The 12,994-nt window shown below is 32.7% G+C and carries 12 protein-coding genes; 11 read left to right on the top strand and 1 reads right to left on the bottom strand.

Going from position 1 to position 12,994, the window contains the following annotated elements; translation table 11 throughout:
* The first annotated feature begins 434 nt into the window (after positions 1–434).
* The 11 genes from QM536_01925 (at position 435) to QM536_01875 (ending at position 11,074) form a co-directional block, all read left to right on the top strand.
* Entirely contained in the window at positions 435–1,130 is a 696-nt protein-coding gene (locus QM536_01925; protein MDI9355768.1) for a zinc metallopeptidase, read from the top strand.
* A gap of 81 nt (positions 1,131–1,211) precedes the next feature.
* Complete coding sequence (locus QM536_01920) at positions 1,212–1,652, top strand: GNAT family N-acetyltransferase (GenBank protein ID MDI9355767.1); 441 nt, start codon at positions 1,212–1,214, stop codon at positions 1,650–1,652.
* A gap of 6 nt (positions 1,653–1,658) precedes the next feature.
* Positions 1,659–2,537, top strand: coding sequence for a YicC/YloC family endoribonuclease (locus QM536_01915; GenBank protein MDI9355766.1), 879 nt, complete (start codon positions 1,659–1,661; stop codon positions 2,535–2,537).
* Between the two features lie 22 nt (positions 2,538–2,559).
* Complete coding sequence (gene nqrF, locus QM536_01910) at positions 2,560–3,864, top strand: NADH:ubiquinone reductase (Na(+)-transporting) subunit F (GenBank protein MDI9355765.1); 1,305 nt, start codon at positions 2,560–2,562, stop codon at positions 3,862–3,864.
* 50 nt (positions 3,865–3,914) lie between these two features.
* Complete coding sequence (locus QM536_01905; GenBank protein MDI9355764.1) at positions 3,915–4,328, top strand: hypothetical protein; 414 nt, start codon at positions 3,915–3,917, stop codon at positions 4,326–4,328.
* 122 nt (positions 4,329–4,450) lie between these two features.
* The gene (locus tag QM536_01900; GenBank protein ID MDI9355763.1) at positions 4,451–5,062 is read left to right on the top strand and encodes a hypothetical protein; all 612 of its coding nucleotides are present in this window, start codon (positions 4,451–4,453) and stop codon (positions 5,060–5,062) included.
* A gap of 15 nt (positions 5,063–5,077) precedes the next feature.
* Entirely contained in the window at positions 5,078–6,115 is a 1,038-nt protein-coding gene (locus QM536_01895; GenBank protein ID MDI9355762.1) for an RluA family pseudouridine synthase, read from the top strand.
* An 89-nt stretch (positions 6,116–6,204) separates the two neighbouring features.
* A complete protein-coding gene (locus QM536_01890; protein MDI9355761.1) occupies positions 6,205–8,373 on the top strand; it encodes a TonB-dependent receptor in 2,169 nt (722 codons plus the stop codon).
* 298 nt (positions 8,374–8,671) lie between these two features.
* Complete coding sequence (locus tag QM536_01885) at positions 8,672–9,388, top strand: pyridoxine 5'-phosphate synthase (protein MDI9355760.1); 717 nt, start codon at positions 8,672–8,674, stop codon at positions 9,386–9,388.
* Between the two features lie 9 nt (positions 9,389–9,397).
* On the top strand, positions 9,398–10,168 hold the full coding sequence (locus tag QM536_01880; protein ID MDI9355759.1) for an alpha/beta fold hydrolase: 771 nt from the start codon (positions 9,398–9,400) through the stop codon (positions 10,166–10,168).
* Positions 10,169–10,180: 12 nt separating this feature from the next.
* A complete protein-coding gene (locus tag QM536_01875; GenBank protein MDI9355758.1) occupies positions 10,181–11,074 on the top strand; it encodes a carbon-nitrogen hydrolase in 894 nt (297 codons plus the stop codon).
* A gap of 633 nt (positions 11,075–11,707) precedes the next feature.
* On the opposite strand, the gene QM536_01870 is transcribed toward QM536_01875, so the two are convergent.
* Positions 11,708–12,505, bottom strand: coding sequence for a hypothetical protein (locus tag QM536_01870; GenBank protein ID MDI9355757.1), 798 nt, complete (start codon positions 12,503–12,505; stop codon positions 11,708–11,710).
* Positions 12,506–12,994 lie beyond the last annotated feature (489 nt).

Here is a 12,994-nt window from a genome sequence, read left to right as displayed (position 1 = left end):
GAACCCCTCTATAGAAAGATTATGGAAGTGTATGCGAAAAATAGTAATAAACAACAGATCCTATAGAAAAAAAGAATATATTAGAGAAGCTCTCTTTTATACTTTTTCAAAAATATTAAAAACTATGCATGTCAACTAAAAAGTTTGTTGACATTACATTTTCATTTGTTCCAAAATAACTGAATGGATGGATTTAGAAAAATTTACTTTTCATAAATGCAAATTAATTTGGGTATAAAAACAATGTTTTTTATATTTTTTGTTATAAAAGAATAAAAAAATTATTATAATTATATATAAAAAATAAAAAATAGGTAAAGAATTGTAATATACATTTATGAGTATAATTAAAATAAGTATTATCTACACATCTAAAAAAATCGTAACAACAATTAAAAAAAATATATTTCATTAAACTGTAAACTTAAAATTATATGATATTCATAATAGGAATTTTTTTTATGATAGTCAGCTGGCTCGTAAGCAACAAGCTGAAAAATAAATTTAAAGAGTATTCTCAAATACGACTCTATTCCAATATGTCAGGAAAAGAAATAGCAGAAAAAATGCTCATAGACCACGGCATCTACGATGTAAAAGTTATATGCGTAGAAGGGGAGCTCACCGATCATTATAATCCATTAGATAAAACTGTAAATTTGAGCCTTGATGTATACGAAAGTCGTTCGGTAGCAGCAGCAGCAGTAGCCTCTCACGAATGTGGACATGCAGTGCAACACGCAACCGCTTACTCTTTTTTACAAATAAGATCTATGATGGTTCCCATTCAAAATGTAAGTGCCAGAATACTCAACATAATATTTTTTGTGACTCTTTTTGGAGGAATAGCATTGACAGGAATGTCTTCTTTACCAACAATTCTTTTGATTGTTATAGGATGCCATTTTATAGTGACACTCGTATCACTCATAACATTACCCGTAGAATTTGATGCTAGTAGCAGAGCACTCGCTTGGATTAATCAAAAAGGAATAGTAACTACTCAAGAACACGAAATAGCAAAAGACGCACTTAAATGGGCAGCTATGACATACGTAGTAGCCGCTATAGCATCTCTCACCACTCTTATTTACTATATATTACAATATATAGGAATGAAAGACGAATAAATAAACCCTATATTTAAACAGTGTGATTTTTTATCTTATCCAAAAATCACAGTTTTATCTTTTGAAAAAATGAACTTCTTGATGAGAAAAGCGGAAATAAATGATTATTTGTATATTGTAGATTTTCAAATACAGATGGCATTAGAAACAGAAAATACAAAACTAGACAGAACTACCGTAGAAAGAGGGGTAAAATCTGTTTTTGAAGATACTAAAAAAGGAATGTATTACGTCACTGTTTTAGAAGACACCATAATAGCATCTCTCCTGATTACTTTTGAATGGAGCGACTGGAGAAACGGAAACGTCTGGTGGATACAATCTCTCTATGTGAAAAAACATTATAGAAAAAAAGGAATTTTTAAAAAAATGTATCAATTTCTATTAGATACCATTCAAAACGACCCAAAAATTATGGGAATACGACTGTACGTAAATAAAACAAACAAAACTGCACAAGAAGTTTATACAAAAATAGGAATGAATGGAGAACATTATCAAGTATACGAATACTTAAAATAATTCAGAATGATAGAATCTATGACCGGATTCGGTTCTTCTCTCAAAGAAACCGAAGAATATAAAATACAAATAGAAATAAGAACCATAAATTCGAGAAGCTTGGATATATCGTTAAAAACACCATCAGAATTTATAGAATATGAAACAGAAATAAGAAATATTATAAGTATTTTTTTAGAAAGAGGAAAAATACATTTTAACATATTCTATACATCAAAAGGTCCCATTGGCACTCACGTAAAAATAGATGAAGAACTGTTTAAATATTATTATAGTAATATAAAATCAATAGCGACCTCTTTAAACGAAACACATACACCTGTTTTTGCAGAAATAATCAAATTACCCAATGTCATAAAATTTATAGAATCGGAACATAAAAAAAAAATACCAAAAGAAGAATTTTTTATTTTATGTAAGCAAGCCCTGCAAGAATGCAAAGAACACAGAATAAAAGAAGGATCATCTATAAACGAAAAAATAAATCAATCTTTACAAAAAATAGATGATGCATTAGAAAATGTAGAAAAATTAGATGGAATGCGGTTACAAGATATCAGACAAAAAATAACTCAAAAAATAACCCAAGTGATACCATCAGAAAAAATAAATCAAGACAGACTAGAACAAGAAATGATATATTATTTAGAAAAATTAGATATAACCGAAGAAAAATCTAGGTTATCACAACACATACATTTTTTTAAAGAGGTACAAGGACAAAACACATCTCAAGGGAAAAAACTTTCTTTTATCTCCCAAGAAATAGGAAGAGAAATAAACACTATGAGTTCCAAAGCAAATGATTATAAAATTCAACATAGTGTTGTAGAAATGAAAGACGAAGTAGAAAAAATAAAAGAACAGTTACTTAATATCATATAAACTATAATCTATTTACAAAAAAATGATTTTTATTATAATAACCTCTATTTTATCTTTTACAATAACCATACTTTTATTAATAGGATTGTTATTAGTAGCCCATGCGAACTTAGTACAACAAGGAAATGTAAAAATTATAATCAATGGGAAAAAAGAAGAAGCAATAGTAGTGCCAGCAGGGTCTAGCTTACTATCTGCATTAGGAAATCAAAAAATATTCTTGCCTTCCGCATGCGGAGGAGGAGGAACCTGTGCTATGTGCAGATGTAAAGTATTAGACGGAGGGGGCGATATACTTCCTACAGAACAAGGACATCTCAGCAGATCTGAACAAAAAAATCATATGCGACTTGCCTGCCAAGTAAAAGTAAAAAATGACCTCAATATAGAAATTCCTGAAGAAATTTTTGGAATAAAAAAATGGAAATGCGAAGTTGTCTCTAATTATAATGTCTCTACATTTATTAAAGAATTTGTAGTAAAACTCCCTGAAAATGAACATTTAGAATTTGAATCGGGAGGATATATACAAATAGACGTTCCTCCTACTTATGTAGATTTTAAAAACATAGACATTACTCCTCATCCCGATTTAAAACACGATTCAAAAATCTACCAATCTGATTGGGATAAATTTAAAATGTGGGATTTAAAAATGGCAAACAAAGAACCTCTTTTTAGAGCGTATTCTATGGCAAATCATCCCGCTGAAGGGAATAAAATAATGCTCAATATCAGAATAAACACTCCGCCTTGGGATAGAGCAACAAATAATTGGAAAGGTGTAAATCCGGGAATATGCTCTTCTTATATCTTTTCTCGCAAACCAGGAGATTTAGTAGATATATCAGGTCCGTATGGAGAATTTTTTATACAACCAACACAAAGAGAAATGGTATATGTAGGTGGAGGAGCAGGAATGGCACCACTTCGTTCACATATATTTCACCTATTTCATACAGAAAAAACAAAAAGGAAAGTATCTTATTGGTACGGTGGAAGATCTAAAAGAGAACTATTCTATACAGAACATTTTAGAAAAATAGAAAAAGAATTTCCTCATTTTAAATTCTATATAGGATTGTCTGAACCATTAGAAGAAGATAACTGGAAAATAAAAAAATCATTAGACGATACAACAGGCGATGGTTATATAGGATTTATACATAAAGTATTGTATGATAATTATCTATCTAAACACAATGAAGTAGAGGACATAGAATACTACCTGTGCGGACCACCAATGATGAATAGTGCTGTTCTCAAAATGTTAGATGATATGGGAGTTCCTAAAGAAAATATTAGATTTGACGATTTTGGAAATTAATATATTATTCATTATTACAATATACATATCAATATAAACCTTATTTAAATATGCTCAAAATAAAAGAACCACATTATTTCATCAATATACTCATACAACTTGCGAAAATTGACGGAATAATATCCCAGGAAGAAATAGACATGATTATGCGATTAGGAAAATTAAATAATTTATCCGACGAGGAAATAAACCTACTATTCGATAGAATAGATGACACAAAAAATGTTGTAAATTTATCCGATGATGAAAAATTTAATATGCTCTATAATTTAGTACAGATGATGAAAGTAGATGGAATACTATTTCCCGAAGAAATGGAGTTCTGTGCTAAAATATCCCAAAATATGGGATACACAAAACAAGCATTATATTTTTTAATTACTAATATAAATAGTAAATCATCCCATAAACAAGCCGACATGGAAGCATTGAAAAAAGAAATGTATGCTCATATAAAAAAATAAGTCCCAACAAATACTTTGGGGTTGTAGAAAAGCATATACACATCATCAAAAAAAACTACGGACTTTTTGTCTGCTTTTTTTACTACCCTCATAAAACATATTTCACACTAAAACCTCATACCTTGATACCATTCTTTTTTTTCCATTCCCACACAAGTATATTTATAACTCTCTTCTCTCTCTTTTTCTTGAGTGCTTGCAAAGATAATGCAACAGTAAAAAAGCAAAGGATGTATTATGATATACACGAATTGTTAGAACAACAACCGAATCTTTTATATGAGAATAATCAAGTATTTTTGAAAAAAAGCACGTTTCAAAATAAGAGAGACACACAAACACTCCATTTGCATTCCGAACAATGGAAAAAAGAGCTTATTCTGTTTCACGATATACAGATAAATAAACCCGCGTATTTGGGAAATTATGATTCTCTCATAGAATCTACAAAAGAAGGGTATACTATTACATATCAACAAAAACCAGATAGGGAATTCCCTCTTCGTTCACTGGTATTACAATTCACAAAAAACAAAAAAATAACTTTTGCGGAGGCACTTTTTTTAAAAACAAATTTTTTATACACACATGAAAAGAAGTTACAGGTAACATTTACCCCATCCCGCAAAACTCCCATCATGACTCATTATACTATAGCTGGATATGAAAAAGTTATTTTCTTAGAAAAAACAACATATCACATAGATGCTCTGTGTATAAATAACTGCTTTTAGTATCATTAACTATAGATGGAAAATATTTTTTTGTCAGATGAGGAAGAAGAAAAAGAAGATATATTTGTGCATCACACTATAAAAGTGGATCCATCTCAATCTCCCATAAGAATAGATAAATACTTGATGGGTCGCTTAAAGAACGTGACACGTAACAAGGTACAAGATGGTATAAAAACGGAATTTGTAAAGGTCAATGGATTCCCTATTAAAGCCAATTACAAAGTCCGTCCTGCTGATATAATCACCGTTTCTTTTCCTGAACCACCCCGATTAAAAGACGTTATCCCCGAAAATATCCCCCTTTCTATTGTATATGAAGACGAATACCTACTCATTATTAATAAACCCGCAGGAATGGTAGTACATCCCGCATATAATAATTGGAGCGGAACATTAGTAAATGCTTTAGTATATTATTTTCAAAACCTTCCCCAAATGCAAAATAATGAGGGGAGACCGGGATTAGTCCATAGAATAGATAAAGATACCAGCGGTCTTTTAGTGATAGCAAAGACAGAAGAATCTATGAATTTTTTAGCAAAACAATTTTTTACTCATCAAATAGAAAGAACTTACTGGGCTTTGGTTTGGGGCGTTCCCGATACTCCTAAGGGAACTATAGATATCCATTTAGGACGTAGTATGAAAGATAGACGTATAACTACAGCATTTCCTGATGGTGATTTTGGAAAAAAAGCCATTACACATTACGAGGTTTTGAAAGACCTTCGGTATGTTTCTCTCTTACAATGTAATTTAGAAACAGGGAGAACCCATCAAATAAGAGCCCATCTCAAGTTTTTAGGACATCCTATTTTTAATGATGCTCTCTATGGAGGGAGTGAAATATTAAAGGGAACCGTGTTTTCTAAATATAAACAATTTGTGGAGAACTGCTTTCAAATAATCCCACGTCAATCTCTTCACGCAAAAACATTAGGATTTATACATCCTATTACCCATGAAAAAATGTTTTTTGAATCGGAGATCCCGAATGATTTTGCATCTGTCTTACAAAAATGGGAAAAATATGTAATTCATACTCAGTAGATGTAATAATTATTTTTGGGGCATAAATTATACTCATCGGGCTATTTTTATAGAATAATAAGTGTAATTTTGCAGAAAAACTCTCTATTATGAATAATAAGAAAACAATGCTCCCTTTTCTCAAAAAAAAACTCATCTTTTTTTTTCTTTTTTTAAACACACAAATGGTATTAGCACAAGATAGTGTTTATAACAATTACACAAAAAAATTAGATGGGGTAGTTATAACTGCTACTAAAAACGAAAAAAGCATAGATAACATAACTATTCCTGTGCATCTCATATCAAAATTACAGATTCAAAAAAACGGATTCTTGAGATTAACAGATGTTTTAACAGAACAAACAGGTTTAGTGATAGTTCCTCAGGTAAACGGACAAGGAAATGGAATTCAAATACAAGGCATGGATCCTGCTTATACTCTTATTTTAGTAGATGGGGAACCACTTATTGGGAGAAACACGGGAGGATTGGAACTCAACAGGGTAACCGTAGGAAATATACAACAAATAGAAATCATAAAAGGTCCCTCCTCCAGTTTATATGGATCCGAAGCCCTTGCGGGGGTCATAAATATTATCACCGAATCCCCACAAAACAAACAACTTCACTTGTATGGAAGATATGGTACCAATAACACCGCAGACATCACGGGACAATGGGGATTTACCAAAAAAAAACATGCGTTTTCTCTCTTCTCAAACTACTATTCTACGAATGGATACCGTCTTTTTGCGGATTCTTTGGGAAAAACAGTATCTCCTTTTTTTAATTACACCATAACTTCCAAATGGAATTATCAAATAGCCCGCAATATACAATTCAAACTTTCTGCTCGTTGGTTCGCTGAACAGCAAACTTTCGATTATAGTGTAGTGTCACAGAATAAAAATATAAATTCTTTTGGAAAAGGGACTATTAATGATGTGAATATAAATACCACTCTCTTTTGGAATGTAACCTCATTATTCAAAATGACCTACCGTTTCTATATTACCCGTTATGAAACCAACACTCGATTAGATACCGGAAATATACAGAGAACCTCTTTTTACGAAGATGCCTTTTCTCAATATTTTATTCGCCCAGAAGTAAATGCAGAATATTTTTTTAATAAAAAACATACTACCACTCTCGGGGCAGGCAATGTAAGTGAGATAGTGCAAACTTCACGCTATGGAGCAGGGGAAAATAAGACCCAAGAAACTTCTTATATATTCATCCAACACGAATGGGATCCTTTTGTTCCTTGGAAATTGGTATTCGGACTCCGATATGACCACAACTCTCTCTACAGAGGGCAACTAAGCCCAAAAATATCCTCTCAAATACAACTACACAAAAAAATAAGCATAAAAGCTTCCTTTGGTGTAGGATTTAAAGCACCCGACTTCCGACAAACCTACTTCAATTTTAATAATATGGCGGCGGGATACAGCATATTAGGAACACAGGTAGCCTCAGAAATACTCCAAGACCTCCAATCTAAAGGGCAAATAAGTCAATTTTTTTACGATATTGCTCTGCTCCAAGACCTGAAACCCGAGCAATCTTACGCCTTTAATGCGGGAATAACCCTCAAACCCAACCAAAAAATTTCCATAGATGCACATTTCTTTCACAATGACCTCCATAATCTTATAGAAACGCAAATCATCGCCTATACCAAAGACGCACACCCTATCTATACTTACAATAACATCTCAAAAGTATACACACAAGGCATAGAAATAAATACCCAATACTCTTTCTTCAAAAATTTTCAAATATCAGCGGGATACCAACTCCTCATTGCCAAAGATAAAAATGTCTTACAAAAAATAGAAAATAAAGAAATCTATTACAGAATACCTGAAACCAAAGCAGTTGCACAATTACAAACAAATGACTACTGGGGGCTTTACAATAGATCTCGGCATCAAGGAAATATCAAAATGGTATATGAAAATAAAAAAACAAAAACAGATGTTTCTCTTAGATTTCTTTTCAGAGGTAAATATGGAATACCCCCTCTGCAAGGAAATATAGCTGGTAGAACTATCCCTACCTCCGATATCACAGGAAATGGAGTGTTAGATAATTATGATATTTTTGTAAAAGCATATTTTCTTACCAATTTTTCGGCATCTCAACGCATAAACAAATACATAAAAATACAAGCAGGAGTAGAAAATATATTTGACTATAAAGATCCTCTGTATATACCCAACATACCAGGGAGATTGTATTATATATCTCTTTTTACAGATATTTTTTAAAGGTGGCTAAAAAATTATGTATATAAGCTCACACAACGTTCTTATTTTGTTATATAGTATCCGCAAGAAAACTCTTCATTTTTAAATTTTATTCATATTTTTTAGAGTTTTTTTATAATAAAAGAGAGTGTCCGAAAATTCCTTTTTATACAAATATTGAGTGTTAAACTTATTGATAATCAAATAATTACAAAATTACAGGTGTATCAAAAAGAACTTTTCGGTACAGAATCAAAAATAAGATTTTTTTTGCAGACACTATTTATGTATTATTTCATTCATTTCACATAATAATTATATGACTAAGCTCAGTGTAAATATCAATAAAATAGCAACTTTAAGAAATGCAAGAGGGGGAAATAATCCTGACCTCATAGCAGTAGCCAGAGATTGTGAAAGATTTGGAGCAGATGGTATTACTGTGCATCCCCGTCCAGATGAAAGGCATATTCGGTATTCTGATGTGTTAGAATTACAAAAACATACGAGGATTGAATTTAATATTGAAGGGTATCCGAGTGAGAGATTTTTGGATTTGGTGCTACAAGTAAAGCCCCATCAGGTGACATTGGTACCTGACCCCCCCGATGCTATTACTTCCAATGCAGGTTGGGATACTCTTGAGAATAAAGAGTTTTTAATTCCTATCATTACTCGTTTGAAAGATGCAAAAATCAGAACTTCCCTCTTTGTAGATCCCTTAGAAACAATGGTAAAAGGAGCTGCGGCGATTGGAACAGATAGAATAGAGCTATATACAGAAAGATATGCTCATTTTTTTATCCAAGATAAATACAATGCTATAAAACCTTATAAAGTTGCATCGGAAATGGCAAAGAAATTAGGAATTCAAATCAATGCGGGGCATGATTTGAATCTGCAAAACCTTCATTTTTTAGTAACTGAGATACCTTTTATACAGGAAGTTTCTATAGGGCATGCGCTTATCTGTGATGCCTTGTATTTGGGATTAGAAAATACTATCGCTCTCTATTTAAATCAACTTCAAAAATAAACTACACCAATGGAACCTCTTTTTTTTAGAAGTATAGGAACGGGTAAACCTATTATTATTCTGCATGGTCTGTTTGGATCTTCTGATAATTGGCTCACGGTCACAAAGCCATTGTTAGATCATAACTATCAACTCATAATTCCCGATATGAGAAACCATGGGCAATCTTTTCATCATACCGAACATACCATAGAATCTATGGCAGGGGATATTTTTCGTTTAATATCTGATCAGAGTATTTCTTTTCCTCATATAATTGGACATTCTATGGGTGGAAAGGTGGCTATGCGATTTGCTCTTGACTTTCCAAAACTATTAGATAAGCTGATAGTGGTGGATATGACCCCGAGAAAATATGCAATACAGCACTATGCTACCATTGATGCTCTGAAAAGTATTGATTTACAGACATTAGATTCCCGAAAAACAGCAGATGATATTCTGTCCCGCTTTCTTTTTGATGTAAAAGTGAGGCAATTTCTTTTAAAAAATATATATTTCAAAGAAAATCGTTTTCAATGGAAATTAAATATAGAAGCATTAGAAAAACATTTAGACAATATGTCCGCAGCATTACCATTCTCTGGTCCTTTTCCCAATCCTACTCTTTTTTTGAGGGGAGAACTTTCTGATTATGTCCGAGATGAGGATATTGCTCATATACAAACAATGTTTTTAGACGCTACTATTAAGACAATAGAGGGAGCAGACCATTGGATTCATGCGACTAAACCTGAAGAGTTTATCAAAGAAATCCTTCTTTTTTTAAATTCACAATAAATTTTAAAAACAATGAAAATAGGAACTGTACAAACTTTTTTTGCACAAGATACATCTACAAATACTACATCTGTAATAAAAAAAATAAGACAATGTGCATCCGAAGGAGCGGAATTAGTGATTTTATCAGAGTTACATAATAGTAGATATTTTTGTCAGTGTGAAGATGTCCGATATTTTTCACTTGCGGAGACGATACCTGGTGCTTCTACCACTCTCTTTGGCAAAGTAGCAAAGGAATTATCCATAGTGATAGTCCTTTCTTTATTTGAAAAAAGAGCGCCGGGATTATACCATAACACCGCAGTAGTATTAGAAAAGACGGGAGAGATACAAGGAATTTACAGAAAGATGCATATACCCGATGATCCTGGTTTTTATGAGAAATTTTACTTTACACCAGGTGATACGGGTTTTACTCCCATAAAAACTTCCGTAGGTAATTTAGGAGTTCTCATCTGTTGGGACCAATGGTATCCTGAAGCGGCACGTTTGATGACCCTTGCAGGTGCAGATATGCTTATTTATCCAACAGCAATAGGATGGGATAAAAATGATTCTTTAGAAGAACAAAAAAGACAGCAGGAAGCGTGGATAACTATTCAAAGGTCGCATGCGATAGCAAATGGAATACCCGTGATATCTGTAAATAGAGTAGGAAAAGAAGAGGATGAAAGCAAGCGGACAAGCGGCATTGTTTTTTGGGGAAATAGTATGGTAGTAGGTGCTCAGGGAGAACTGCTCTATACCGCTGATTCATCAAAAGAAGCAATACACGTAATAGACATAGATACGCAAAGAACAAGCGAAGTCCGAAATATATGGCCCTTTCTCAGGGATAGGAGAATAGATGCCTATAACGATATTCTCAAACGCTGGATAGAAAAAAGGAATGATGAGTTATAAGTAGTATGATTACAATCTCGAAAAGATAAAATTATAATAATAATGTAATAATCATACTGTCGTAAATGAGAGTGTCCAAAAAATCACTTTTGACACATGTATAGTTTTGTAACTGTTTGATTATCAATAGTTTATAAACTCATTATTTTTATAAAAACGATTTTTCGGAGCGGATTCAAAATTAGGAGTTTTCTTGCAAACATTAATAGTTACTAAAGGGGAGTTCTAAAAATTAAATATTTGAAAATCGGTGGTGATTCAAAAAGTATGATAGATTAAATAAAGCCCCAATTAATATAAAAAATTGCTAAACAAAAGGCTTTCATGTGATTAAACATTTTTTTTGAAAAACAACAAGTTTTTCTAACAGATAGTCTCATTCGATGTCTGAATCGACAATGATTTCCTTCTATACCTACGGTGTATTTTTTGTTAATAACATGATTATCATTACAAAATGCTTTTTTAAATGCATCCCAATCATCTGAATACATCGTGCCGAAACTAATTCCTTGTGCAGTTTCATAACATAGCAGCTAACGTTTTGCAGCTTTGCGAAGTTGGAGAAATAGAAGTACAGATTTTCAATTTACCACTTCTGCCCCACTTTTGGCAATACCTTGTTGGCAGTAGTTATTCTTTGTGGTGTATCATTCTGTCCATAAACTTGTCGGTAAAATACATCATATCTTCCATCATCATCATATTGTCTTTCGAACCACCCATTTCCATTAAAATAGGATGTCTAAATGAATTTTTAATTAGTCGTCTAAAATCTGAAAGAGCCTTTTCTTTAACAGATATACTTTTGTTTGATTTTAGAATTTCGTAAGTCTCTTTACCAATTTCATAAATCCAAGGCATATCGTCTCTGTACATACTTATCATAACTAAAAAGCCAAAGGATGAATCTTCTGATTCTTTTGACATAAACATTATTTCGTCCAACATTTTTGGGTGAAATCTGTATCGTCTCTTTTTGAAACTTGGGTCAATATTTCTTTCAATTCTTGTTGGTAAATCTTGGAACATAATTTTGACTTCTTCAAAAAGTTTGGCTACTGAAGAATCCTCCATTAATTCCCCTTCTTTATTTTCAGGTGCTGGTTGTTTCTTTAATATTTCTTCTGCCTGTTTTTTAAATGCTTCAACTTGCATTTTAATTACTGCTGTGTCAGGTTCAGAATTTGGAATTCTATTTATCAATTGAACTAATAATTTAGTTAGAGAGTCTATGTCGTCACCTGAATTTTGGAATTGAGCAAATGGACCATTATTGGCTTTGTTTAAAGGAATTCCAATTGCTATTCCTAACAATGGTGTGTCTAATTTACCTTTAGCTACACCTGCTTCATAAAGTATCCAAGGTCTGTCAACGCTATTATGTGTCAGCAAAGCAACAACATCAGATGCATCGCCTAATTTCTTCATAATTTCTGGATACCATTCAACGCCATAAGCTATGCCTTGATTTCCTCTTTTGTCTGATGAGCGAAAAGACTTTAACACTCCTGCACTGACAGAACTTAAAAGTTTACTAAATCGTTCTGCAAGTTCAGCGTCTCTCGTGTCGTGACTTTATAAACACCAAAGGTTTTGTCCCTCTTGGTGGTTGTTCATTTTTGTTGTCTTGTTGATTTTCTATATTGTCTGCCATATGTTTTATTTGTAGTGTCTGTTATAATTACTGCCAACGTTTCGGGGGTTTGCGATGGCGGGGATTTTTAGCACCAAACTTCATTCGGAGAACTGAACCTCCACCTTGCACAAATGTGTCTGCGAAGCACTGAACCCTCGCTATCGCAAACCCCTTGTTACCGGTAGTTCTTTTTTGAAGTATTGTCCTGTCAAGTTAGCACTGTCCCTGCGTTGGCTACAATACGCTGTTCATATGGTCTATGTCCTGTTTGTTGAAGTCCC

It is taken from the genome of Chitinophagaceae bacterium (genome assembly GCA_030053935.1).
GTDB lineage: Bacteria > Bacteroidota > Bacteroidia > Cytophagales > JASGCU01 > JASGCU01.
The sequence above is the reverse complement of the archived record's forward strand: the minus strand, read 5'-3'. Positions and strand labels throughout refer to the sequence as shown.

What these genes read in the sequence shown, in the direction of transcription:
- QM536_01925 (MDI9355768.1), top strand. Translation starts at nt 435, where the DNA reads ATGATATTCATAATAGGAATTTTTTTTATGATAGTCAGCTGGCTCGTA.
- QM536_01920 (MDI9355767.1), top strand. Translation starts at nt 1,212, where the DNA reads ATGAGAAAAGCGGAAATAAATGATTATTTGTATATTGTAGATTTTCAA.
- QM536_01915 (MDI9355766.1), top strand. Translation starts at nt 1,659, where the DNA reads ATGATAGAATCTATGACCGGATTCGGTTCTTCTCTCAAAGAAACCGAA.
- nqrF (MDI9355765.1), top strand. Translation starts at nt 2,560, where the DNA reads ATGATTTTTATTATAATAACCTCTATTTTATCTTTTACAATAACCATA.
- QM536_01905 (MDI9355764.1), top strand. Translation starts at nt 3,915, where the DNA reads ATGCTCAAAATAAAAGAACCACATTATTTCATCAATATACTCATACAA.
- QM536_01895 (MDI9355762.1), top strand. Translation starts at nt 5,078, where the DNA reads ATGGAAAATATTTTTTTGTCAGATGAGGAAGAAGAAAAAGAAGATATA.
- QM536_01890 (MDI9355761.1), top strand. Translation starts at nt 6,205, where the DNA reads ATGAATAATAAGAAAACAATGCTCCCTTTTCTCAAAAAAAAACTCATC.
- QM536_01885 (MDI9355760.1), top strand. Translation starts at nt 8,672, where the DNA reads ATGACTAAGCTCAGTGTAAATATCAATAAAATAGCAACTTTAAGAAAT.
- QM536_01880 (MDI9355759.1), top strand. Translation starts at nt 9,398, where the DNA reads ATGGAACCTCTTTTTTTTAGAAGTATAGGAACGGGTAAACCTATTATT.
- QM536_01875 (MDI9355758.1), top strand. Translation starts at nt 10,181, where the DNA reads ATGAAAATAGGAACTGTACAAACTTTTTTTGCACAAGATACATCTACA.
- QM536_01870 (MDI9355757.1), bottom strand. Translation starts at nt 12,505, where the DNA reads ATGAAGAAATTAGGCGATGCATCTGATGTTGTTGCTTTGCTGACACAT.